Source organism: Streptomyces sp. CB00455, from assembly GCF_001905445.1.
In the GTDB taxonomy this organism is placed as follows: domain Bacteria; phylum Actinomycetota; class Actinomycetes; order Streptomycetales; family Streptomycetaceae; genus Streptomyces.
On sequence record NZ_LIVQ01000002.1, the window covers coordinates 441,513 to 463,115 of the forward strand.

24 protein-coding genes are annotated in these 21,603 nt (G+C 72.7%); 11 read left to right on the plus strand and 13 right to left on the minus strand.

What is annotated here, in order from left to right:
• Nucleotides 1–21: 21 nt before the first annotated feature.
• Nucleotides 22–2,115, minus strand: coding sequence for a VMAP-C domain-containing protein (locus tag AMK16_RS09380; RefSeq protein WP_079191424.1), 2,094 nt, complete (start codon nt 2,113–2,115; stop codon nt 22–24).
• A 94-nt stretch (nt 2,116–2,209) separates the two neighbouring features.
• Between AMK16_RS09380 and AMK16_RS09385 the strand changes: the two genes are divergently transcribed.
• The gene (locus tag AMK16_RS09385; RefSeq protein WP_073911652.1) at nt 2,210–2,401 is read left to right on the plus strand and encodes a DUF6104 family protein; all 192 of its coding nucleotides are present in this window, start codon (nt 2,210–2,212) and stop codon (nt 2,399–2,401) included.
• Between the two features lie 166 nt (nt 2,402–2,567).
• On the opposite strand, the gene sodN is transcribed toward AMK16_RS09385, so the two are convergent.
• Entirely contained in the window at nt 2,568–2,963 is a 396-nt protein-coding gene (gene sodN, locus AMK16_RS09390) for a superoxide dismutase, Ni (RefSeq protein ID WP_073911655.1), read from the minus strand.
• A gap of 171 nt (nt 2,964–3,134) precedes the next feature.
• Here sodN and sodX point away from each other — a divergent pair, with 171 nt between their 5' ends.
• Entirely contained in the window at nt 3,135–3,557 is a 423-nt protein-coding gene (gene sodX / locus AMK16_RS09395; RefSeq protein WP_073911660.1) for a nickel-type superoxide dismutase maturation protease, read from the plus strand.
• Here sodX and AMK16_RS09400 read toward each other — a convergent pair.
• Nucleotides 3,461–4,090, minus strand: coding sequence for a CGNR zinc finger domain-containing protein (locus AMK16_RS09400; protein ID WP_073911663.1), 630 nt, complete (start codon nt 4,088–4,090; stop codon nt 3,461–3,463). The genes sodX and AMK16_RS09400 overlap by 97 nt on opposite strands.
• An 82-nt stretch (nt 4,091–4,172) precedes the next feature.
• Between AMK16_RS09400 and AMK16_RS09405 the strand changes: the two genes are divergently transcribed.
• The gene (locus AMK16_RS09405; RefSeq protein WP_073911667.1) at nt 4,173–4,946 is read left to right on the plus strand and encodes a class I SAM-dependent methyltransferase; all 774 of its coding nucleotides are present in this window, start codon (nt 4,173–4,175) and stop codon (nt 4,944–4,946) included.
• Nucleotides 4,947–5,052: 106 nt separating this feature from the next.
• Here the strand turns inward: AMK16_RS09405 and AMK16_RS09410 are convergent, their stop codons facing one another.
• Genes AMK16_RS09410 through AMK16_RS09420 form a run of 3 tightly spaced genes read right to left on the minus strand, consistent with a single transcriptional unit; the run spans nt 5,053 to nt 7,743 of the window.
• Entirely contained in the window at nt 5,053–5,805 is a 753-nt protein-coding gene (locus AMK16_RS09410; protein ID WP_199885420.1) for an amino acid ABC transporter ATP-binding protein, read from the minus strand.
• Between the two features lie 11 nt (nt 5,806–5,816).
• The gene (locus AMK16_RS09415) at nt 5,817–6,767 is read right to left on the minus strand and encodes an amino acid ABC transporter permease (RefSeq protein WP_073911674.1); all 951 of its coding nucleotides are present in this window, start codon (nt 6,765–6,767) and stop codon (nt 5,817–5,819) included.
• A gap of 31 nt (nt 6,768–6,798) precedes the next feature.
• Nucleotides 6,799–7,743, minus strand: a complete 945-nt coding sequence (locus AMK16_RS09420; protein WP_073911677.1) for an ABC transporter substrate-binding protein — start codon at nt 7,741–7,743, stop codon at nt 6,799–6,801.
• A 525-nt stretch (nt 7,744–8,268) separates the two neighbouring features.
• Here AMK16_RS09420 and AMK16_RS09425 point away from each other — a divergent pair.
• The 4 genes from AMK16_RS09425 to AMK16_RS09440 all read left to right on the plus strand — a co-directional run bounded on the left by AMK16_RS09425 (nt 8,269) and on the right by AMK16_RS09440 (nt 11,473).
• Nucleotides 8,269–9,471 (plus strand): NAD(P)-dependent malic enzyme, encoded by a 1,203-nt coding sequence (locus AMK16_RS09425; RefSeq protein WP_073911680.1) that lies wholly within the window; start codon nt 8,269–8,271, stop codon nt 9,469–9,471.
• 186 nt (nt 9,472–9,657) lie between these two features.
• A complete protein-coding gene (locus tag AMK16_RS09430) occupies nt 9,658–10,620 on the plus strand; it encodes a zinc-binding dehydrogenase (RefSeq protein ID WP_073911682.1) in 963 nt (320 codons plus the stop codon).
• Between the two features lie 83 nt (nt 10,621–10,703).
• Nucleotides 10,704–10,913, plus strand: coding sequence for a helix-turn-helix domain-containing protein (locus AMK16_RS09435; RefSeq protein WP_073911683.1), 210 nt, complete (start codon nt 10,704–10,706; stop codon nt 10,911–10,913).
• Nucleotides 10,913–11,473 (plus strand): Clp protease N-terminal domain-containing protein, encoded by a 561-nt coding sequence (locus AMK16_RS09440; RefSeq protein WP_073911686.1) that lies wholly within the window; start codon nt 10,913–10,915, stop codon nt 11,471–11,473. Before AMK16_RS09435 ends, AMK16_RS09440 begins: the two co-directional genes overlap by 1 nt.
• Before the next feature lie 118 nt (nt 11,474–11,591).
• Here the strand turns inward: AMK16_RS09440 and AMK16_RS09445 are convergent, their stop codons facing one another.
• The 3 genes from AMK16_RS09445 to AMK16_RS09455 all read right to left on the minus strand — a co-directional run bounded on the left by AMK16_RS09445 (nt 11,592) and on the right by AMK16_RS09455 (nt 14,601).
• Nucleotides 11,592–12,509: a PadR family transcriptional regulator gene (locus AMK16_RS09445; protein ID WP_073911689.1), complete on the minus strand. Its 918-nt coding sequence runs from the start codon at nt 12,507–12,509 to the stop codon at nt 11,592–11,594.
• A 1-nt stretch (nt 12,510) separates the two neighbouring features.
• Nucleotides 12,511–13,434, minus strand: a complete 924-nt coding sequence (locus tag AMK16_RS09450) for a DUF4097 family beta strand repeat-containing protein (protein WP_073911693.1) — start codon at nt 13,432–13,434, stop codon at nt 12,511–12,513.
• Between the two features lie 231 nt (nt 13,435–13,665).
• Entirely contained in the window at nt 13,666–14,601 is a 936-nt protein-coding gene (locus AMK16_RS09455; protein WP_073911708.1) for a LysR family transcriptional regulator, read from the minus strand.
• 209 nt (nt 14,602–14,810) lie between these two features.
• Here AMK16_RS09455 and snpA point away from each other — a divergent pair, with 209 nt between their 5' ends.
• On the plus strand, nt 14,811–15,470 hold the full coding sequence (gene snpA / locus AMK16_RS09460) for a snapalysin (protein WP_073911732.1): 660 nt from the start codon (nt 14,811–14,813) through the stop codon (nt 15,468–15,470).
• On the opposite strand, the gene AMK16_RS09465 is transcribed toward snpA, so the two are convergent.
• On the minus strand, nt 15,467–15,667 hold the full coding sequence (locus tag AMK16_RS09465) for a hypothetical protein (protein WP_073911735.1): 201 nt from the start codon (nt 15,665–15,667) through the stop codon (nt 15,467–15,469). The two genes, snpA and AMK16_RS09465, sit on opposite strands and share 4 nt — an antisense overlap.
• 245 nt (nt 15,668–15,912) lie before the next feature.
• Between AMK16_RS09465 and AMK16_RS09470 the strand changes: the two genes are divergently transcribed.
• The gene (locus AMK16_RS09470) at nt 15,913–16,185 is read left to right on the plus strand and encodes a hypothetical protein (RefSeq protein WP_073911738.1); all 273 of its coding nucleotides are present in this window, start codon (nt 15,913–15,915) and stop codon (nt 16,183–16,185) included.
• Between the two features lie 132 nt (nt 16,186–16,317).
• On the opposite strand, the gene AMK16_RS09475 is transcribed toward AMK16_RS09470, so the two are convergent.
• The 3 genes from AMK16_RS09475 to AMK16_RS09485 form a co-directional block, all read right to left on the minus strand.
• Nucleotides 16,318–16,911, minus strand: coding sequence for a GNAT family N-acetyltransferase (locus AMK16_RS09475; RefSeq protein WP_073913499.1), 594 nt, complete (start codon nt 16,909–16,911; stop codon nt 16,318–16,320).
• Nucleotides 16,912–17,064: 153 nt separating this feature from the next.
• Nucleotides 17,065–18,117, minus strand: a complete 1,053-nt coding sequence (locus AMK16_RS09480) for a family 2 encapsulin nanocompartment cargo protein polyprenyl transferase (protein ID WP_073911741.1) — start codon at nt 18,115–18,117, stop codon at nt 17,065–17,067.
• A 38-nt stretch (nt 18,118–18,155) separates the two neighbouring features.
• Complete coding sequence (locus tag AMK16_RS09485; protein WP_073911745.1) at nt 18,156–19,562, minus strand: family 2B encapsulin nanocompartment shell protein; 1,407 nt, start codon at nt 19,560–19,562, stop codon at nt 18,156–18,158.
• A gap of 455 nt (nt 19,563–20,017) precedes the next feature.
• On the opposite strand from AMK16_RS09485, the gene AMK16_RS09490 reads away from it, so the two are divergent.
• Both AMK16_RS09490 and AMK16_RS09495 read left to right on the plus strand, forming a co-directional pair.
• Nucleotides 20,018–20,608, plus strand: coding sequence for an N-acetylmuramoyl-L-alanine amidase (locus AMK16_RS09490; RefSeq protein WP_199885393.1), 591 nt, complete (start codon nt 20,018–20,020; stop codon nt 20,606–20,608).
• Between the two features lie 53 nt (nt 20,609–20,661).
• A complete protein-coding gene (locus tag AMK16_RS09495; protein WP_073911748.1) occupies nt 20,662–21,570 on the plus strand; it encodes a 1-aminocyclopropane-1-carboxylate deaminase/D-cysteine desulfhydrase in 909 nt (302 codons plus the stop codon).
• The last annotated feature ends 33 nt before the right edge of the window (nt 21,571–21,603 follow it).

The window sequence follows — 21,603 nt, forward strand, 5'->3', positions numbered from 1 at the left end:
GGTGCTGCTCCCTCCTGCCGGTCACAGGTCCCCCTGCAGCGGCTCGTCCTCGGGCAGGGTGCGCGCGGGATCGTCCCAGACGAGGGCGGCTCCCGCCGCCCAGTAGGCGTCCGGGTCGGCGCCGTGCGCCCGACCCCGCAGGGCCTGCAGCCGCAGCGGCAGCACCTCCGCCCTTCCCGCGTCGGCCAGTTCCTCCCGCAGCCCGCGGTGGAAGGGGGCGCACGAGACCCCCGGGTCCGCCGGGGGCCGCCGGCACACCACCACTCCGTACCCGGCGTCCCGCACCGCGTGCAGTGACCCCAGGGTGGGTTCCAGGGCGGGTGCCCGGCAGTGCACCGGCACGGTGTTGTCGGGGAGCGCGGCCAGCCATCCGGGCGAGGGGGTGCGCGGCCGGCCGCGGACGCAGTCGGCCCGTTCGTCCAGCAGCGGTCCGGCCAGCGCCCGCGCCCACCGGGCGGCGGCGTCCGGGCGGGCGGGCCCGGCGGGGTGGCGCAGCACCACCGGCCGCTGCACTCCCAGCGGCACCCCGCCCACCAGCTCCCACCGGTCCACCGGCAGCCCGAACAGATCGGGTGCCACGGCGACTTCGAGCAGGGCGGCCGTCTCGTGGGTGTCGCAGCGCCGGAACGCCTCCGCGAGCGGCGCCCGCAGCACCTCCGGCAGGGCCGCGGGGGCGACCCGTACGCCGGAGTCCACCGGCGTCACCCGCCCCGGGTGTGCCGGGCCCGCCAGTACCGACACCCGCCAGTCGTGGACGTCCTCCCAGCCGTGCGCCCACACCTCCAGCAGGACCGAAGCCCCGGGCGGCAGCCCGTCGGCGGGCCGGGCCGGATGGCGCACCGGCCGCCCGGCCGAGGCACGCCGGCGGCGCTCCCGGTCCGCCAGGCCCCGTTCGTGGCGCTCGCCCAGTTCCCGGCGCAGGGGCCGCCACAGCCGTTCGGCGGTGGTGCGCACCCAGTCCCACAGTTCCTCGTCGGCGCCCGGGGTGGCCGGCTCGCGGTAGTCGGCCACGCTCACGTCCGTCGCGTACCGGAGCATGGCCGCGGCCTCCCCCGAGCCGCCGGGCGGGTCGTGCAGCAGCCCCAGCCCGTCGCGCCAGCTCAGCGGGGCGAGGGGGTGCGGGTCGGGCTCCTCCCCGCGCGCCGCCTCCACCAGGGCCCGCACGTCCTCCGAGGCGCCCGGCGGGGGCAGTTCGGCGAGCAGCCCGCACAGGGTGGTGCGTTCGCCGGGGGTGAGCCGCCCGCGGCCGGCGTAGGGGTCGCCGTCCTCGGCCGGGAGCTCGTCGTGGACGTCGGTCCAGGTCCGGCGGCTGTTGAGGTCGCTGACGTGCTGGTCGTAGTGGTGCAGGTCGTGGGCCTGCATGACCCGCCGGTAGAGGCCGGTCCGGCCGCGAACGGGCATCGGCAGGGTGCGCAGCTGCACGACCGAGACGGCGAGGCCGCCTCCTCCGGTGTGCCGCCGGGCCTTGACCACTCCGACGACCTCGCCGCGGGCCAGGTCCACCACCGGGCCGCCGGACATGCCGGGCTCGATCTCGTCGTCGTCGCCGAGCCGGATGGCCGCGCCGTTGCCCGCGGTGCCGCGCAGCCGGGTGGTGCGGCCGGTGATCTCGGGGGTGCCGAGGTCCTCGGTGCAGCCGAAGTAGGCGACCTCGTCGAAGCGGGGCCGGGAGCGGTCGGTCAGCCAGACGCAGGCGTGCGAGACGGGGGCCAGCACCCGGACCAGCGCCAGGTCGGGCAGGTCCCACAGGGCCCGCCGGCCGGGGCGCCGCTCTTCCAGCCGCTCGGGCAGGACGCACTCCACGCGCCCGGTGACGGTCCCGGTGGCGCCGTTGGCGCCGGAGGAGAAGGTGATGCCGACCTCGCGCCCCGACAGACGCACCGCAGCACCCCCCTCGCCGATCACGTGCGCGCACGTCAGGACCCAGCCGGGGGCGATGAAGAACCCGCTCCCCCAGGTGGGACCGGACCAGTAGCTGCCGGAACCCTCATACCCGCCCGGCGGGGCGTGGACGCGTACGGTCGCCGCCTGGACGAGGGGTTCCAGGAGCTCGAAGGCGCGCGCGGAGCCGTCCGTGCGCCCTTCCGCCATCCGCGCCCCCCGCTCGTGAGGCATCCAGGCTAGCGCCGGGGACACCGCGGGCGGGAGGTCTTGCCGCACCGCGGATTATCCTGGCGGGAAACACCCCCCTCACGGCACGGAGCCCGACTTGTACTTCACCGATCGCGGCATCGAGGAGCTGGAGAAGCGGCGCGGCGAGGAGGAGGTCACCTTCGAGTGGCTCGCCGAGCAGCTGCGCACCTTCGTCGACCTGAACCCGGACTTCGAGGTCCCGGTGGAACGCCTGGCCACCTGGCTGGCCCGCCTGGACGACGACGACGAGGACGACGCCGACGAGTGAGCCGGCGGCCGGGCGGCGGACCGGCGCACCAGGAGCGGGAGCGGGAACGGGAGCCCGAACGGGAACTGGAACGGGAACGGCCCGGCTGCGAGGAGCAGTCGGGCCGTTCTCGTTCCCGCGCCGGCCACAGGGGCGGCGGCGCGGCCGGGGTACCCGGGGCGCCGGATCAGGCGGCCTTGGTCTCCCAGAAGATGCGGTCGATCTCGGCGATGAGGTCGAGGGCCTTCTGGCCGGTCGCCGGGTCGTTCGACGCCTTCGCGGCCGAGAGGGCCTTCAGGGTGTCGTTGACCAGGACGTGCAGCTGCGGGTACTTCTCGAAGTGCGGCGGCTTGAAGTAGTCGCTCCAGAGCACCGAGACGTGGTGCTTGGCCAGCTCGGCGCGCTGCTCCTTGATGGTGATGGCGCGCGCGCGGAAGTCGGCGTCGTCGTTGGCCTGGTACTTCTCCTGGACGGCCTTGACCGACTCGGCCTCGATGCGGGCCTGGGCAGGGTCGTACACGCCGCACGGCAGATCGCAGTGGGCGGAGACCTTCGCCTTGGGGGCGAAGAGGCGGGAAAGCATGGGGTGTGTCCTCCTCGTGATCGTCTTCTCAAGGGCGAGGTTACTCGCTCGGAATCCGGATTTCGCGGTCGCCCCCGGGGGCTTGGGACAAAAGTCCAGGGCGGCGGCCGGACCGGTGAGCGAATCTACGGCGCCGTGCGGCAGCATGCGGGGGTGACGAGGAGGTCGTGCATGGTGGAGATCCGCAGCCCGCTGAGGAGCCTCGGGGTGGTGGACGTGACGGGGCCTTCGATGGCTCCGACCCTGGCCCACGGGGACCGGGTCGTCGTGCGGTACGGGGCGGCCGTCCGGCCGGGTGCCGTGGTGGTGCTGCGGCACCCGTTCCAGCAGGACCTGCTGGTGATCAAGCGGGCGGTGGAGCGGCGCCGGGGCGGCTCCTGGTGGGTGCTCGGGGACAACCCCTACAACGCGACCGGCGACAGCACCGACTACGGGCCGGTTCCCGGCGAGCTGGTGCTGGCGACGGCGGTCCTGCGCCTGCGTCCGCGCGAGGCGGATCAGCGCTCGCTGAGGGCGTGGCTGGCCTGGGCGGCCTCGGCGCTGCGCCCGCTGCGGGCCGACCCTTCGGCCTCCAGCCGCTTGCGGGCCCGGTAGGCCGCCACGTTCGCCCGGGTGGCGCACCGGTCGGAGCAGTAGCGCCGGGAGCGGTTGGTGGAGGTGTCGAGGTAGGCGTTGCGGCAGGGCGCCGCCCGGCACAGGCCGAGGCGGTCGGGGCCGTGTTCGGTGACGTGGAAGGCGAGGCCCATGGCCGCCATGGCGGCGTAGCCCGCGGAGGCGTTCGAGGGGTGTTCGGCGAGGTGGATGTGCCAGTCGGGGGCGCCGTCCTCGCCGATGGTCTCGTGGCCGGAGACCTGGGGGCTGACGGGGAACTCCATGAGCAGCGAATTCAGCAGGTCGACGGCGAGGACGTGGTCGCCGCCGTCGGCGGCCTCGAAGACCGCGCGCAGCCGGCCGCGGACGTTGCGGAAGCGGGTGACGTCGGTGTCGGTGACCCGGCGGGCCATCTGGACGCTGCCGCCGAACAAGGCGCGGACGGCGTCCACCGAAGTCAGCGAGTCCTTGTTGCGGGCCGGCTCCTCGGTGTTGACCAGGCGCACGGCATAGTCCGAGTAATAGGCCAGTTCCACTTGTAGTCCTTACGGCTGCGGATTAGTGTCTCCGGTAATGACCGAGACGTATTCGAGGGTATTACGTGTGGAGGGGTTCGGGATGACGGGAACGACGGGTACGACCGGAACCGCTGCCTACTGGCAGGCCTGGCAGGACAGCTGGGACCGGCAGCAGGAGTGGTACATGCCCGACCGCGAGGAGCGGTTCCGGGTGATGCTGGACATGGTCGGGGCCCTGGTCGGCCCCGCCCCCCGGGTCCTGGACCTCGCATGCGGTACGGGAAGTATCACGGACCGCGTCCTCAAGCGGTTCCCGGACGCCGTCAGCACGGGCGTCGATCTGGACCCGGCGCTGCTGGCCATCGCCGCGGGCCACTTCGCCGGTGACGGGCGCGTCACCCTCGTCACGGCCGACCTCAAGGACCCCCACTGGCCGGCGGCCCTGCCCCACGACACCTACGACGCGGTCCTGACGGCCACCGCCCTGCACTGGCTGCCGAGTAAGGACCTGGAGGTGCTGTACGGGCAGCTCGCCCCGCTGGTCCGCCCCGGCGGGGTCTTCATGAACGCCGACCACATGCCCGACCCGGCCACGCCGCGCATCGACGCCGCCGAGCACGCCCACCGGCACGCCGCGATGGACCGGGCCCGGGCCGCCGGGGCCGTCGACTGGCGCGACTGGTGGGCCCTGGCGGCCGCGGACCCGGTCCTGGCCGAGCCGGTACGGCGGCGCTTCGAGATCTACGGGGAACACGCGGACGGCGACACCCCCTCGGAGGCGTGGCACCAGCGGACGCTGCGCGCGGCGGGCTTCGCCGAGGCCCGCACGGTCTGGCGGTCGCCTTCGGACGCGCTGGTGCTGGGCCTGCGGTAGCGGGCCTCCGCCCGGGCCCGGGCGGAGGCCCCACGGCCCCGGGGAACGCGTGAGGGGCGGTACGGGAATCCCGTACCGCCCCACCGTCGTACGCCTGCCGCTGCGGCTAGAGCACCTTGGACAGGAACGCCTTGGTGCGCTCGTGCTGCGGGTTGCCCAGCACCTCGCGCGGGTGGCCCGACTCGACGACGACACCGCCGTCCATGAAGACGAGGTTGTCGCCGACCTCGCGGGCGAAGCCCATCTCGTGCGTGACCACGATCATGGTCATGCCCGACTCGGCCAGGTCCCGCATGACGTCCAGGACGTCGCCCACCAGCTCCGGGTCGAGCGCCGAGGTGGGCTCGTCGAAGAGCATCAGCTTGGGCTCCATGGCCAGCGCGCGGGCGATCGCCACGCGCTGCTGCTGGCCGCCGGAGAGCTGGGTGGGGTAGTTCGCGCCCTTGTCGCCCAGGCCCACGCGGTCCAGGAGCTTGACGGCGCGCTCACGCGCCACCGACTTGGACTCGCCCTTGACCATGACCGGGGCTTCCATGACGTTCTCGACGGCCGTCATGTGCGGGAAGAGGTTGAAGCGCTGGAAGACCATGCCGATGTCCCGGCGCTGGGCCGCCACCTCGCTGTCCTTCAGCTCGTAGAGCTTGTCGCCCTTCTGCTTGTACCCCACCAGCCGGCCGTCGACCGAGAGCCGGCCGGCGTTGATGCGCTCCAGGTGGTTGATGCACCGCAGGAAGGTCGACTTGCCGGAGCCGGAGGGGCCCACCAGGCAGAAGACCTCCCGGGGGGCGACCTCCAGGTCGATGCCCCGGAGGATGTGGGCGGCGCCGTACGACTTGTGGACGCCTTCTGCCTTGACCATCGGCTGGGCGGTCACTTCGCCACCTCCGTACGGCGGAACATGTTCAGGTTGGCCTTCAGCCGCTGGAACGGCGTGGGCGGCAGGCTGCGCAGTGAACCGCGGGCGAAGCGGCGCTCCAGGTAGTACTGCCCGACGCTGAAGAGGCTGGTCAGGGTCAGGTACCAGATGGAGGCCACGAAGAGCATCTCCATGATGGCCCCGGCCGTGGTGCCGATGTTGGAGCTGGCCCGCAGGAGTTCGGTGTACTGCACCGCCGAGACCAGCGAGGAGGTCTTCAGCATGTTGATGAACTCGTTGCCGGTCGGCGGGATGATCACCCGCATCGCCTGGGGCAGGACGACCCGGCGCATGGTCTGCACCTGGGTCATGCCGAGGGCGTGCGAGGCCTCGGTCTGGCCCTCGTCGACGGACTGGATGCCCGACCGGACGATCTCCGCCATGTAGGCGCCCTCGTTCAGGCCGAGGCCCAGCAGGGCGACCATGAACGGCGTCATGACGTCGACGGTCTCGTTCTTGTAGATCGGCCCCAGGTTGATGTACTGGAAGATCAGCGACAGGTTGAACCACACCAGCAGCTGGACGTAGACCGGGGTGCCGCGGAAGAACCAGATGTAGAGCCAGGACACGAAGCTCGTGACCGGGTTGTGCGAGAGCCGCATGACGGCGAACAGGATGCCGAGCACGAGGCCCAGCGCCATCGACGAAACGCTGATGATCACGGTGTTGCCGAGACCCGTGAGGACCGAGGGGTCGAACAGCTTGCTCCAGACCGTCCCCCAGATGATGTTGCCCTGGGAGAAGGCGTACGCCAGCCACGCGAGGAGCACGGCGACGACCACCGCACTGATCCAGCGCCCGTAGTGGCGTACGGGGATTGCCTTGATGGCCTCGTAGGGGGTGCCCGAGGCGCCGGGCCCGGCCGGCGGAGTCGCGGCCGGACCCTGGTCGATCTTGTCAGTCACAACGACTGCCCTTCAGTGGAGCGCGTTCGGATCACTGGCCCGCGTTGACGGTGGCGGACTGCACGGCGCTGTCCTTGACGTTCCACTTCTCCAGGACCTTGGCGTAGGAGCCGTCCTTGATGATGGCGTCCAGCGCTTCCTTGAGGGCGTCGCGCAGCTCGGTGTTGTTCTTGGAGACGGCCATGCCGAAGAGGCCGACGTCGGCCTGCTGGCCGCCGACCTCGAAGTCGTTGCCGCCGCCCGAGGTCTTGGCGGTGTACGCGGTGACCGGGAAGTCGTTCAGGTCGGCGACGGCGCCGCCGGCCTTGACGCGGGTCTGCGCCTCGGCGTCGGTGTCGAAGGCCTCGATGGTGAGCTTCTTGTCACCGCACTTCTCGGCCTGGGCCTTGAAGGTGTCCTCGTAGGTGGTGCCGCGCTGGACGGCGACCGTCCTGCCGCACAGGTCGTCGAGGGACTTGATGTTCTCCGGGTTGCCCTTCTTGACGAGGAGCGAGACGCCGGAGGAGAAGTAGTCGACGAAGTCGACGCCCTTGCCGATCTTGGCGCCCTTGTCGTCCAGGCCCTCCTGGCGCTTCTTGTTGTCGGTGATCGACGACATGGCCAGGTCCTGGCGGCCGGTGTCCAGCGAGGTGATCAGACCGTCGAAGGTGCCGGAGGTGAACTGGAACTTCACACCGAGCTGCTTGCCCAGGGCCTCGGCGATGTCGGGGTCGACACCGACGATCTTGCCGCCCTCGGTGAACTCCATCGGAGCGTAGGCCGCGTCCGTGCCGACCTTGACGACACCGGCGTCCTGGATCTTCTTCGGCAGCTTGGAGAAGAGCGGGGCGTCGCTGGTCTTCTCCTTGGACGCGGAGCCGCTGTCCGTCTGGTCGCCACAGCCGGTGAGGACCAGGGCGCCGGCGACCGCGATCGCGCCGACCGCGGCGATCCGGGACCGGGCGGCGGTCGTACGACGGGTGATGCTTGCGGTCATGAGCTGGTTCCTCCGGCTGGTGGAAAAGCACCGAAAAACGGTCGTGCACGCACCTTCGAGTGTCGCGACCTTGTGTGATTACGGCATCTTGCCATTCGGACTGGCGCATTCAGGCTGCCCAGCAGGTCAAAATCAGATAACGGACACCCCCGACGACCCAACAGGACTGCGGGCAAGGCGCCTCGGAGCCGCACAAACCGCCGTGACCAGGCAGTTCGGGCTCACTATTTGCGGTGCGTCTCGCCCATCGGACAGAGAGGTTTGGACTTTTAGCCAAAACCGTGACAAGCGGCCTAGGGTCGAGCCGGAATCGACTCGTCTGGGTGACCGTTCTTCGGGTAGAACAGATCCTTACACCCCTCATCCGGGGCTCAGGGCGCGCGTGCGGCGCGCCCGCGCGTACGAACCTTCCCCTCCGCGGGGACGGGCCAACCGTCGATGCGGAGTACGGACGCGGTGCCCGCCCACCCCTTAACCAGGAGTGGTCACCCTCAATGATTCAAAGGACTTAAGGGGTCACACGAAGTGGCAGCGGAGATCGTCAACCCTCGCAGTGACAGTGCGACGGACAACAACCCCGACGCGGTGTTCGCCCTCCACCGGGGCGGCAAGATGGCCATCCAGGCCACGGTGCCCGTCAACGACAGGGACGACCTGTCCCTCGCGTACACGCCCGGCGTGGCGAAGGTGTGCAGCGCCATCGCCGAGCAGCCGGAGCTGGTGAACGAATACACCTGGAAGTCCAACGTGGTCGCCGTCGTCACCGACGGCACGGCCGTGCTCGGACTCGGTGACATCGGTCCCGAGGCCTCCCTCCCGGTGATGGAGGGCAAGGCCATCCTGTTCAAGCAGTTCGGCGGCGTGGACGCGGTGCCGATCGCGCTCGCCACCAAGGACACGGACGAGATCATCGAGACGGTCATCCGTCTCGCGCCGTCCTTCGGCGGGGTGAACCTGGAGGACATCTCCGCCCCCCGCTGCTTCGAGATCGAGCGCAGGCTCCAGGAAGCGCTGGACATCCCGGTCTTCCACGACGACCAGCACGGCACGGCCATCGTGACGCTGGCCGCGCTGCGCAACGCGGCGCGGCTGACCGGTCGCACCCTCGGCGACCTGCGCGCCGTGATCTCGGGCGCCGGCGCCGCGGGCATCGCCATCGCCAAGATCCTGGTGGACGCGGGCATCGGTGACGTCTGCGTGACCGACCGCAAGGGCGTCGTCTCGGCGGACCGCTCCGACCTGACGGACGTCAAGGCGGAGATCGCGAGCCTGACCAACAGGACGGGCCGGACCGGCTCCCTGGAGCAGGCTCTGGACGGCGCGGACGTCTTCATCGGCGTCTCCGGCGGCACCGTCCCCGAGGAGGCGGTGGCCTCGATGGCGAAGGACGCCTTCGTCTTCGCCATGGCCAACCCGAACCCGGAGGTCCACCCGGACGTCGCGCACAAGTACGCGGCGGTCGTGGCCACGGGCCGTTCGGACTTCCCGAACCAGATCAACAACGTGCTGGCCTTTCCGGGCATCTTCGCGGGCGCCCTCAAGGTCCGCGCCAGCCGGATCACCGAGGGCATGAAGATCGCCGCTGCCGACGCCATCGCGGGCGTCGTGGGTGACGAGCTCGCCGCCGACTACGTCATCCCCTCGCCCTTCGACGAGCGCGTGGCCGAGGCCGTCGCCTCCGCGGTCGCGGCCGCGGCGAAGGCCGACGGCGTGGCCCGCCTGGCCTAGCCGCGCACCCCGCCGTACGCGAGGGCCCGCCCGGATCACTCCGGGCGGGCCCTCGCGCGTACCGGGGAACCGGCCGCCCCGCACGCCGCCCGGTCGCCCCGCCGGGCGGGCGGTGCGGCGAACGCCTCACCGCCGCGCTGCCCGAAGGGCTGGAACCCCGCCCCTACCCAGCGGTAACGTCGCGGCATGTTCGCTGCCTATGCCGCCCGAATCGACCGTGACCACCCCCTGAACGGCCTTGTGCTGGGCGAGCGCCCGGCGCCCGGGGCCCGGCCGGGGTGGGTGACCGTGAACGTCAAGGCCGCCTCCCTCAACCACCACGACCTCTGGTCGCTGCGCGGGGTCGGCCTCGGCGAGGACAAACTCCCGATGATCCTCGGCTGCGACGCCGCCGGGACCGACCAGGACGGCAACGAGGTCGTCCTGCACTCCGTGATCGGCCAGAGCGGCCACGGGGTGGGCCCGGACGAGCCCCGCTCGATCCTGACCGAGCGCTACCAGGGGACCTTCGCCGAGCAGGTGAGCGTCCCCGCCTGGAACGTGCTGCGCAAGCCCGCGGAGCTCTCCTTCGAGGAGGCCGCCTGCCTGCCGACCGCCTGGCTGACGGCCTACCGGATGCTCTTCACCAACGCGGGGGTCCGCCCCGGCGACTCCGTCCTGGTCCAAGGCGCCGGCGGCGGGGTCGCCACCGCCGCCATCGCCCTCGGCCGGGCCGCCGGTCTGCGCGTCTTCGCCACCAGCCGTGACGAGGCCAAGCGCCGGCGGGCCGTGGAGCTCGGCGCGGTGGAGGCGTTCGAGCCCGGCGCGCGGCTGCCGCAGCGGGTGGACGCGGTGATCGAGACGGTGGGCGCGGCCACCTGGTCGCACTCGGTGAAGTCCCTTCGCCCGGGCGGCACCCTGGTCATCTCCGGCGCCACCAGCGGCGACCGGCCGGCGCACGCGGAGCTGACCCGGATCTTCTTCCTGGAGCTGAAGGTGGTCGGCTCGACGATGGGCTCGAAGGACGAGCTGGAGGACCTGTTGTCGTTCTGCGCGGCGACCGGGCTGCGGCCGGTCATCGACGAGGTCCTGCCGCTGGACCGGGCGCGCGAGGGCTTCGAGAAGCTCCAGTCGGGCGACCTCTTCGGCAAGGTGGTCCTCACCCCCTGAAATCCCCCCGGCGCTCCCGGCACCCCGGGACCGGCGTCAACTGGGGTTGACGATCCCTCCCGCGTCAACCTACATTGACATCCATGACGGAAGCCACCGATCTCGCCGAGCGGGCCGGTGACCGTGACCCGCGCGTGGGCCTGCGTGCCGTGGCCGCCCTCCGCAGGCTGCTGGAGCAGCTGGAGGCGGTACAGGTACGCAGTGCCCGCGCGCAGGGATGGTCCTGGCAGGACATCGCGGCCGAGCTGGGCGTAAGCCGGCAGGCCGCGCACAAGAAACACGGGAGGCTCTGATGTTCGAACGCTTCACGGCCGAGGCCCGGGACACGGTGACGGGCGCCGTGGCCGAGGCCCGGCAGACCGGGGCGGCCGCGGTCGGTGAGGAGCACCTGCTGCTGGCCCTGCTCGCCCAGGGCGCTTTGGACCCCCTCGGCACGGACCGCTCGGCGGTGGCCGCGGACCTCGCCGCGACCCGCCGCCGGGGCGGGATGTCCCGGGCCGACGAGGAAGCCCTCGCCGGGCTGGGCATCGACCTCACCGAGATCGTCTCCCGCGTCGAGGAGAGCCACGGCGAGGGCGCCCTGTCGGCCTCCGGGCCCCGCAGGCGGACCCTGGGCGACTCACTGCGCGCGGCGCTGGGCCGCCCGGCGGCCGACCGCCGCCACGTGCCGTTCACGCAGGGCGCGAAGAAGGTCCTGGAGACGTCGCTGCGGATCGCCCTGGGCCGCGGGGACCGCCACATCGGCGCCGTGCACCTGCTGCTGGCCCTGCTCTCCCGGCCGGGCGCGGCCTCGGAGGTCCTGGCCGACCACGGGGTCACCTACTCCACGGCGGAGACGGGCCTGGCGGCCTGAGGCGCCGCCCCAGGGGCGGCGCAGGTTCGCGACGGAGTCGACGGACGCGCCGGGCCCCGGCGTACTGCGTCGCCCCCCGGCCGGCGCCGTGGCCGGAAAGGTTCACCGGGTCGCGGCACTAGGCGCCCGGGCGCAGGCCCGCTTCGATCCTGGCGGCGGCCGCCGCCAGGTGGGCGCGGGCCTCGGCCAGCCGCGCCGGGGTCACGCCGTGGTCGCGGGCCGCGTCGCGGACGTCGTCCCGGAAGCGGTCGAGCAGCCGGTCCAGGTCCCGGGCCGGGTCACCGGTCGGCGTCAGGTCGGGGGCCCAGTCCGCGCCCGCCGCCGTGTAGGCGGTGGCGGCGGAGCCCGCGGGCCCGGAGGCGTCGGAAGCGGCCGGGGCCCCGGCGCCGCCGCCGCCCAGCCACGCTCCGGCCAGGCTGCCGAGGACACCGCCGGACTTGGCGAACTGCTCCTGGAGCTGGCCCGCGATGCGCTGGACCTCCTCGCGCGCCCGCTCCTGGGCCTCCTTGGCCTGGCGGCGGGCCTGCTGGGCCTCTTCACGGGCGCGGCGGCTCTCGTCCTTCGCCCGCCGCGCCTGCTCCTTCCACTCCTGGCGCGCCTTGCGCAGCTCTTCCTTGGCCGCCTTCCAGGACTCGTCCTCGACCTGGGTCGCGGACGCGGAGGCCGCGGCCCGCATCTCGCGGCGCAGGTCACCGGCCGCGCCCCGGACGTCGTCGCGGATCTCGGCGGCCAGTTCGGTGACGGAGTCGCGGATTTCCAGCTCCAGGTCGGCCAGTTCACCGCGCCGGTCGGCCAGTTCGGCCCGTCCCGCCTCGGTGATCGAGTAGACCTTGCGCCCGCCCTCGGTGGCGTAGGTGACCAGGCCCTCGGCCTCCAGCTTGGCCAGGCGCGGGTAGACCGTACCCGCGGAGGGCGCGTACAGGCCATGGAAGCGCTCCTCCAGCAGGCGGATCACCTCGTAACCGTGGCGCGGGGCCTCGTCCAGCAGCTTGAGGAGGTAGAGGCGGAGGCGGCCGTGGGCGAAGACGGGCGGCATGTCAGAGCACCTTCTTGTCGAGGGCGAGGGGGGTGTCGGCCTCGGCCTGCGGGCGGCGCAGCAGGGCGATCGCGCCGGAGACCGTGGTGGCGCGCAGGGTGCCGGTGCCGGAGCCGAGGGTCCCGGTGATCCGCTTGGCTCCCAGCTGGCCGGAGACCCGCAGGTCCTCGAAGGCGTTGGAGACGCCGCCGGTGGCGGTGTTGGCCTCCACGCGGGCGTCCGCGGGGTGGGGCAGGCGGATGGCGACCTGGCCGGAGACGGAGTTGAGGGCGATGTCCACCGGGCGCGGGGCGCTTGGGTCGAGGTCCAGGTCGATGAGCATGTCGCCGCTGACCGAGTCGGCCCGTACGCTGACGCCCGCGCCGTCGACCACCGTCAGGCCGCCGGACACCGAGTGGAAGCCGAGGTCACCGGTGACGGACTGGGCCTCGACGCTGCCGGAGACCGTGCGGGCCTTGACCCGGCCCGACAGGCCGACGAGCGTGGCGTCGCCGGAGACGCCGTTGACGTCGGTGCCGCCCGAGATGCCGGAGACGAAGGAGACGGCGTCGACCGTGGCCACCTGGACGTGCGTGCCGGCGGGGACCGTGAGGGTGACCGCGGCGCTGCGCTCCCACGCCTTGCGGCCGGTGGAGGAACCGGACCAGGCCTTCCAGGGCTTGGCCTCGAGCCACTGCTTGAAGCCCTGGGACCCGTTCCAGGGTAGGTCCTCGTAGGCGACGGTGAGGGCGCCGCCCTCCTGCACCACGTACACGGGGGGTCCGTCGACCTCGGTCACCTCCAGGCGGGCGGGGCCCTCCTCGGCGGCGACGACGTTGACCGTGCCGCTGACGAGGCGGATGTGGAGCTCGGTCACCGGCTCCTCGAAGGTGAGCTTCTGCGCTTCGGCGATGTGCCAGGTCGACTGCGACGCCTGCTCTGCCATGGGGCTGATCCTCCTCGTGCGTTCACGGACGGGTCTCGACGCACGCAACATATCGCGTCTTCTGCTGAACACGATATATCGCGGTCAGGGGAAGTCAAGCGGGCCCGTCTTGGAGGGCAGCACGACAGGCGCACCCTCCCCGGAAGGGAAGGGTGCGCGTGCAGGCAGGAGGGACGCCCGGCCGGGCAAGAGGCACGCCCGGGCCGGGCTGGGCGGCCGCCCGGGCCGGGGCTACGCAGCCGTCAGGAGGGGGCTCGCGTGGTGACGGAGCCAGGCCCGGTAGGGAGGCGTACGCAGAGCGGCCTCGCGGTAGGCGGCGCGCAGGTCCTCGAAGACCTCCGCGTGCGCGCCGGGCCGGGTCGCCAGGAGCAGCCGTACGGCCAGCGGATCGCCCGACAGGGGCCGGATCGCCATGTCCTCGCGCGGCCCGGAGGTGGGCTGGCAGGGCGCCACCGCCTCGCCGGAGACGATCAGCGAGGTCGCGGTGTGGTAGTCGGCGTGCAGCACCGGCGGGTCCAGTCCCGCCCCGGCGAAGACCCGGCGCAGGCCGTCCCACTCGCCGTCGACCGACGGGTCCACCGTCCAGCGGTCGTCGGCCAGGTCCCTTAAGGACACCACCGACTGCGCGGCGGCCGGGTGGTCGCGGGACATCGAGACGAACTGCGGCTCGCGTTCCATCAGCACGTGCAGTTCCAACCCGGCCGGCACCCGCAGCGGACTGCCCTCCACCTCGTGCACGAAGGCGACGTCCAGCTGCCCCGAAGCGGCCATCCGCAGCAGCGCGTTGGCGGAGACGTCCACCACCAGCGAGGTCTCGGTGTCGGGCAGTCGGCGGTGGATCCGCCGGAGCCATCCCGGCAGGGCGCGGCTGGCCGTGGAGCCGATCCGCAGCCGTGGCCCGCGGGCCACGGCCCGCGCCTCCTCGACCAGCGCGGCCATCTCGGCGAGGAGCGGACGGGCCCGGCCCAGTACGGTACGGCCGAAGGGGGTGGGCCGGCAGCCGGTCCGCTCGCGCAGGAACAGCTCGCCGTCCAGGGCCCGTTCGATCCGGCGCAGCTGTGTCGTCAGGGAGGGCTGGCTCACGCCGAGCTGCCGGGCCGCCTTGTGCAGGCTGCCGGCGTCGGCGATGGCGCACAGCGCGCGCAGGTGCCTGACCTCGAGCTCCATGCCCCGAGAGTAGGGCGCCCTCACCGGACCGCACCAGCCACCGATAGCCCCCCGAATCCCGCCATTCTCATACCAGTTGGTCTGACGAAATCTTCCCGATAGCCCGGCGCTATCGGGGAATGACATCATCCGCCGGGCACTTCCGCTCCCGCAGACTCCGGTGCGAACCACCACCCCCCACCGCACCGGACGAGTAGGAGCTCCCCCACATGCGCCACTCCCGTAAGGCCGTGCTGGCCGCCACGGTCGGCCTCGGCCTGGCCACCGCCCTCGGCGTCTCCCCCACCGCCACCGCCGCCACTTCCGCCCCGGCCGGCACTCCCGCGAGCTACGCGGCGTACGAGCGCTCGCAGGAGAACGAGGCCGCGAACAAGGCCTTCTTCGAGGCCGTCCAGCGCTCGGTCGCCGAGCAGCGCGCCGCGAGCCCGGGCATCCTCGCCGTGACCGTCACCTACAACACCCGCAACGCCCCGAGCTTCCGCAGCCAGATATCCCGCTCGACCCAGATCTGGAACAGCTCGGTGTCCAACGTCAAGCTGCAGGAGGTCTCCTCCGGCGGGAACTTCTCCTACTACGAGGGCAACGACTCGCGCGGTTCCTACGCGAGCACCGACGGCCACGGCCGGGGGTACATCTTCCTCGACTACCAGCAGAACCAGCAGTACAACTCCACCCGCGTGACGGCGCACGAGACCGGTCACGTGCTGGGCCTCCCGGACCACTACTCCGGTCCGTGCAGCGAGCTGATGTCGGGCGGCGGTCCGGGCACCTCGTGCCAGAACGCCAACCCGAACTCGGCGGAGCGCTCGCGCGTCAACCAGCTCTGGGCCAACGGGCTCGTCGCCTCGGGGATGGGGACGAAGGGCTAGTTCGCCACCGGGACGTACCTCGGGCACTCCGGGTTCCGGCAGGAACCCGGAGTCCACTCCGGTATGAAGATCCCGAGGGACTTGCGCCGTCTGACCACCGTGTCGACGGGGCTCCCGCAGGCCGGGCACATCCGCTGCTCGTGCCCGGCCCGCGGGGCGACCCTCTCGTGCGCCTGTTCCTGCTCGTCACCGGCCATACCTCCACGGTAGGCCGGTTTCGCGCGTCCGGGCGGGTCAGCGCTCGCGCGCCCGGGCCCAGCGGGTGCGTGCGGCAGGGGGCTGATCTAGCGTCGAAGGAGGAGGGGAATCCCGCCGAGGCCGCCGGTACCGGAGTCGGGGCAGGCCGTGGAGCCCGTGCGGCCGCGCGGGCCCGGCGCCGCTCACGCGGGCCCGGCGCGTCCAGCCGCCGGACCGCGCCGATCCCCGAGAGCAGGTGCGTCCCATGCGCACGTCGACCCGTATCGCCGGTGCCCTCACCGGCCTGACCCTCGCACTCGGCGGCGCGGCCTTCGCGGCTCCCGCCGCCCACGCCGACGTCTCGTCCTGCATCAACCAGGTCGAGCGGGAGCTCCAGGGCGGCGAGGCCCCGCAGTCCGTCCGGACCGCGTGCGGCGCCGGGGTGTCCGGCGACCACGCGAAGTGCGTGTCCGGGCTGACCGCCGGCGGCGTCACCAACGGCACCGCGGTGAGCGCCTGCCGGGTGGCCCCCGAATAGCCCTCGGAACTGCCCTTGGGCTCCCCGCGCACATCCGGGCGCTGCGACGACCCCCGGGGTGCCTCCCAACCGGTGGCGGGCGGCGAGGTGCCGAGCGGCGTCGTGCGCCCGCCGGGGACTGCGGGAGCGCCCTCAGCCCCGCGGCTTGCGCCACATCGGCCACATCGGGGGCCCCTGCGGCAGCTGCACCACCTCGCCGGTGAACTCCCAGCCCAGCCGCTCGTACAGGGTCTTGCTGCGCTCGCTGCTGGCCTCCAGGTACGCCGGGACGCCCTCGCGGTCGCAGCGCTCCAGCACCGGCCGGATCAGCGCGCTGCCGAGCCCCTCGCCCTGCCGGACCGGTGCGACCGCGATCATCAGCAGGTACTCGTGTTCCTCCGCCGTCGGGTGCACGGCGCCCGTGAGCCGGCCCACCAGTTCGCACCGCTCGTTGCCGGGGTCGGCCACCTCCCGCATCCTGGCCGGCACCTCGTCCTCCCCCTCCGGTTCACCCGCCGGGATCCGCAGCCACAGCGCGGCCGCCGAGCCGTCCGCCGCGTAGTCGATCCGCCCCTCGGCCAGCGCCACGTCCACGAAGACGCCGAGGAACTTCCCGTGCACCGCTGCCCGGTGTTCCGGGTCGGGGAAGACCCAGCTGCTCACCGGGTCGGTGCGGAAGGCCTCGTCCAGCAGGCGCGCCACCGCGTCCCGGTCCGACTGATCCGCCTGACGTATCTCCAGCGCCACGGGGCCCACCCTTCACTCTCACGTCAACAAGGCGTGACGATCCTAGAGTTGGGATCGGCGGGGGCAGGAGGAACGGCCGCGAAAAGGCCTGTTCCGGCACCTCGTGATGCCGGAACAGGCCCGTCCGTTCGCTGTCCGTGTCCGCCTACCCGTTCACCTCGTACGGCGCGTGACGAATTCCGCGAGGGCCAGCAGCCCGCCGGCCGCCGCCAGGTCGGGGACGGCCCGTGAGAGCTGCTGCACCGCCCGGCCCATCCGGTCGGCGGCGTGCGCCTGGGCCCAGTCCCGCCCGCCGGCGCGGTCCACCGCGTCGGCGGCCCGGTGCACGTCGTCGTCACCGGTCATGGGACCCGCGTACAGGGCCGCCAGCTCCTGGCCCGCCGCGGTGCCCGAGGTGAGGGCCGCCACGACCGGGAGGGACTTCTTGCGGGCGATCAGATCGGCCCCGGCGGGTTTGCCGGTGTGCCCCGGGTCCCCCCAGATGCCGATCAGGTCGTCGATCAGCTGGAAGGCCAGCCCGGCCTCGCGGCCGAAGGCGTCCATCGCGTCGACCTCGTCCGGCCCTGCCCCCGCGTACAGCGCGCCCAGCGCGCAGGCGCAGCCCAGCAGGGCGCCGGTCTTGGCCGTCGCCATGGTCAGGCACTCGTCGAGCGAGACGTGGGCGCGCTGCTCGAAGGCGCAGTCCGCCTGCTGGCCGGCGCACAGCTCGATGACACAGGCCGCCAGCCGGGCCGAGGCCGCCGCCGAGGCCGGGTGCGGATCCTCCGCGAGCAGCCGCAGCGCGAGCGCCATCATGGCGTCACCCGTGATGATCGCGTCCGGCGTCCCGAAGACGGTCCAGGCCGTGGCCCGGCCGCGCCGCCGGGCGTCCTTGTCGATGACGTCGTCGTGCAGGAGCGTGAAGTTGTGCGCCAGCTCCACGGCCGCCGCCGCCCGCACGGCGTCCTCGACCCGGCCGCCCGGGCCCCGCAGGGCCTGGGCGGCGGCCAGTACCAGGGCCGGCCGGATGGCCTTCCCCGCGTTGCCCGCGGCGGGGGTCCCGTCCGCGTGTTCCCAGCCGAAGTGGTACATCGCGACGCGCCTCATCGAACCGGGCAGGCTCCCGACCGTTCGGCGCAGCTCCGGGTTGACCGTTTCTCTTGCCCGTTCCAGCAGGTCAGCCGCTTCGTGGCCCTCGCCGGTCGTGATCGCCTCGGTGGTCGCCATGACGTGCCCCTGTCCCCCGCTCCCTCTCGCCGGCCCCCTCAGCGCCAGCGGCCGATCTCCACGTTCTCCAGCACGCCGAGCGCATCGGGCACCAGCACGGCGGCGGAGAAGTAGGCCGTGACCAGGTAGGAGATGATCGCCTGCTCGCTGATCCCCATGAAGCGGACCGACAGGCTCGGCTCGATCTCGTCCGGGATGCCGGGCTGGTGCAGCCCGACCACGCCCTGCTCGTCCTCGCCGGTGCGCATGCACAGGATGGAGGTGGTGCGGGCGTCGCTGATCGGGATCTTGTTGCTCGGGAAGATCGGCACCCCGCGCCAGGCCGGCACCCGGTTGCCGCCGATGTCCACCGACTCCGGGTACAGCCCGCGCCTGTTGCACTCGCGGCCGAAGGCGGCGATGGCCTTGGGGTGGGCGAGGAAGAACTTGGAACCGCGCCGCATGCTGAGCAGCTGGTCCATGTCGTCGGGGCCGGGGGCGCCGTCGTGCGGCTGGATGCGCTGGTCGTAGTCGGCGTTGTGGAGGAGGCCGAAGTCGCGGTTGTTGAGCATCTCGTGCTCCTGGCGCTCGCGCAGCGCCTCGACCGTGAGCCGCAACTGCTGCTCGGTCTGGTTCATCGGCTGGTTGTACAGGTCGGCGACGCGGGTGTGCACGCGCAGGACCGTCTGGGCGATGGAGAGTTCGTACTCGCGCGGATGGGCCTCGTAGTCGACGAAGGTGCCCGGCAGTACGGCCTCGCCCTCGTGGCCGGCGGAGAGGTCGATCGCGGCCTCGCCGTACTTGTTGGTGCTGCGGGCGGGCTGCGTGCGGACGTCCTCGATGTGCCGGCGCAGCGAGTCGACCCGGTCGGCGAGGAGCCGGAAGTCCTGGCGGGAGAGGACGAGCGCGGTGCCGGAGGTGGCGGCGCGGGCGGTGTACTCCCAGATCGCCTCCTCGTCGGCGAGGGAGTCCTCACCGAAGTACGCGCCGTCGGCGACGGTCCGCAGGACGGCGTCGTCACCGTAGGGGCCGGGGCCGACCTGGTCGACGCGGCCGTGGGCGAGGAGGAACACCTCGTCGCAGGAGCTGCCGAAGGAGGTGAGCTCCTGGCCGGCCTCGAAGTCGATCTGGCGGCACCGCTGGGCGAGTTCGCCGAGGACTTCGAGGTCCTCGTAGTCGCGCAGCAGCGGCAGTTCGCCCAGCTCGGCCGGGATCACCTGGACCTGGGTCCCGGTCTTGATGAACTCCACACGCCCGTCGCCGACCGAGTAGCTCAGCCGGCGGTTGACGCGGTACGTGCCGCCCTGCACCGAGACCCACGGCAGCATCTTCAGCAGCCACCGCGAGGTGATCTCCTGCATCTGCGGAGCGGACTTGGTCGTGGTTGCCAAGTTCCGCGCGGCCGATGTCCCGAGACTGCGCTGCGGGGCCTGGGTCTCGGATTCGGAACCTGCCTGGACCGACATGTATTTCCCTTTCGATCACTCCATGGATCTGCGGGACGCAGCTTTGCAGCACACAGCGTGATCCGACCATTACACAAAAGGGTGGGACTACTCCGTATGGGCACGGGGCACTCTCTCGGGTTCCCTCCGCTTCGCCCCCCTGCCGGGACGGGTGCATTCCGGCCACCTCGCGCACCCGCGGCCCGTCCGGCGGTGAGCCCCGCCCGGGCGGCCACAGCCGGGCTCGGCCGACCGGGAGCGGCCGGGGCGCGGCCCCGGCTCCCCGCCCGCGCGTGGCCGGTTCACGGCAGACCCGCATCCACCCGGAACGGCCCTCGCTCGGGCTGCGAACAGATGTCCGCATACGGTTCACCGACCAAAGGCACTAGCCGCGGAAGGGGGCCCTCCACTACACCGGAGGGTAACGAGGTGGACACACCGGGTGCCCGCCGTGCACCGCAACGAAGGAGGCGGCCATGTCCGCACCCATGTCCGCGGACCGTTTCATCGGGGCCCTGCGGGCCGAGGGCCTGACCGTCGTCCAGGTGGGCGCCTGGCGCACCCACAACCGCAACCACAAGGGCCCCTGGGGCCCCGTGCACGGCGTGATGATCCACCACACCGTCACCCACGGCACCTCCTACACCGTCCAGCTCTGCCGAGACGGTGACAGCGCCCTGCCGGGCCCGCTCTGCCACGGCGTGATCACCAAGGACGGCCGCGTCCACCTCGTTGGCTACGGCCGCGCCAACCACGCCGGCGCCGGCGATCCGGACGTGCTGGCAGCCGTGATCGCCGAGAAGCGGCTCCCACCCGACAACGAGGCGACCACCGACGGCAACCGCCACTTCTACGGCTTCGAGTGCGAGAACCTCGGCGACGGCAAGGACCCCTGGCCCGAGGCCCAGCTCGACGCCATCACCCGCGCCGCGGCGGCCGTCTGCCGGATCCACGCCTGGACGGCCCGCTCGGTGATCGGCCACCTGGAGTGGCAGCCGGGCAAGATCGACCCCAAGGGCTTCACCATGAACTCCCTGCGCGCCCGCGTGACGGAACGTCTCAAGTAGCCCGTCCCGCCCGCCCCGCCGCGGCCCGGGCACGAGCGCTCCACAATGGACGGGTGAACCGCCCCTCGAACCTTGACGTGCTCCTGCAGCCACGCCCGCCGTCCCCGTTGCAGGAGGTCCGCGACACGCGGTTCGACCGGCACGGGGTACGCCTGCTGCTCAAGCGGGACGACCTGGTGCACCCGGAGCTGCCCGGGAACAAGTGGCGCAAGCTCGCGCCGAACCTCCGGGCCGCGGTCGCGGCGGGCCACGGCGAACTGGTCACCTTCGGGGGCGCCTACTCCAACCACCTGCGGGCCACCGCGGCGGCCGGCCGGCTGCTCGGCCTGCGGACGGTCGGAGTCGTGCGCGGCGAGGAACTGGCGGGCCGGCCCCTCAACGACTCGCTGGCCCGGTGCGCCGCGGACGGCATGCGGCTGCACTTCGTCCCCCGCTGCGAGTACCGCCGCAAGGCCGAGCCCGGGATCCAGGCCGGGCTGCTGGCCGGGGCCGGTGCGCAGGGCGCGTACGTCATCCCGGAGGGCGGCAGCAACGCCCTGGCCCTGACGGGGTGCGCGGAGCTGGGCCGGGAACTGCGGGGATCCACCGACATCGCGGCGGTGGCCTGCGGTACGGGCGGCACCCTTGCCGGGCTGGCAGCCGGGCTCGGGCCCGACGGGCGGGCGCTGGGCGTGCCGGTGCTGGCGGGCGGCTTCCTGGAGGCGGAGATACGTTCCCTCCAGCGGCGGGCCTTCGGCGGGCCGGCCGGGGACTGGGCCCTGGCCGAGGGGTTCCACCACGGGGGGTACGCGAGGGTGCCGGACGCCCTGGAGGGCTTCGCCGCCGAGTTCGAGGACCGGCACGGACTGCCGGTCGAGCGCATCTACGTGGCGAAGCTCCTGTGGGCGCTCGTGGAGCTGAGCGCCGCGGGCCGCTTCCCCCGGGGCACGGCCCTGACCGCCGTGATCACGGGCCGCCCGTAGCGGCGCCCGTAGCCGCCCTGCGGACCCGACCCC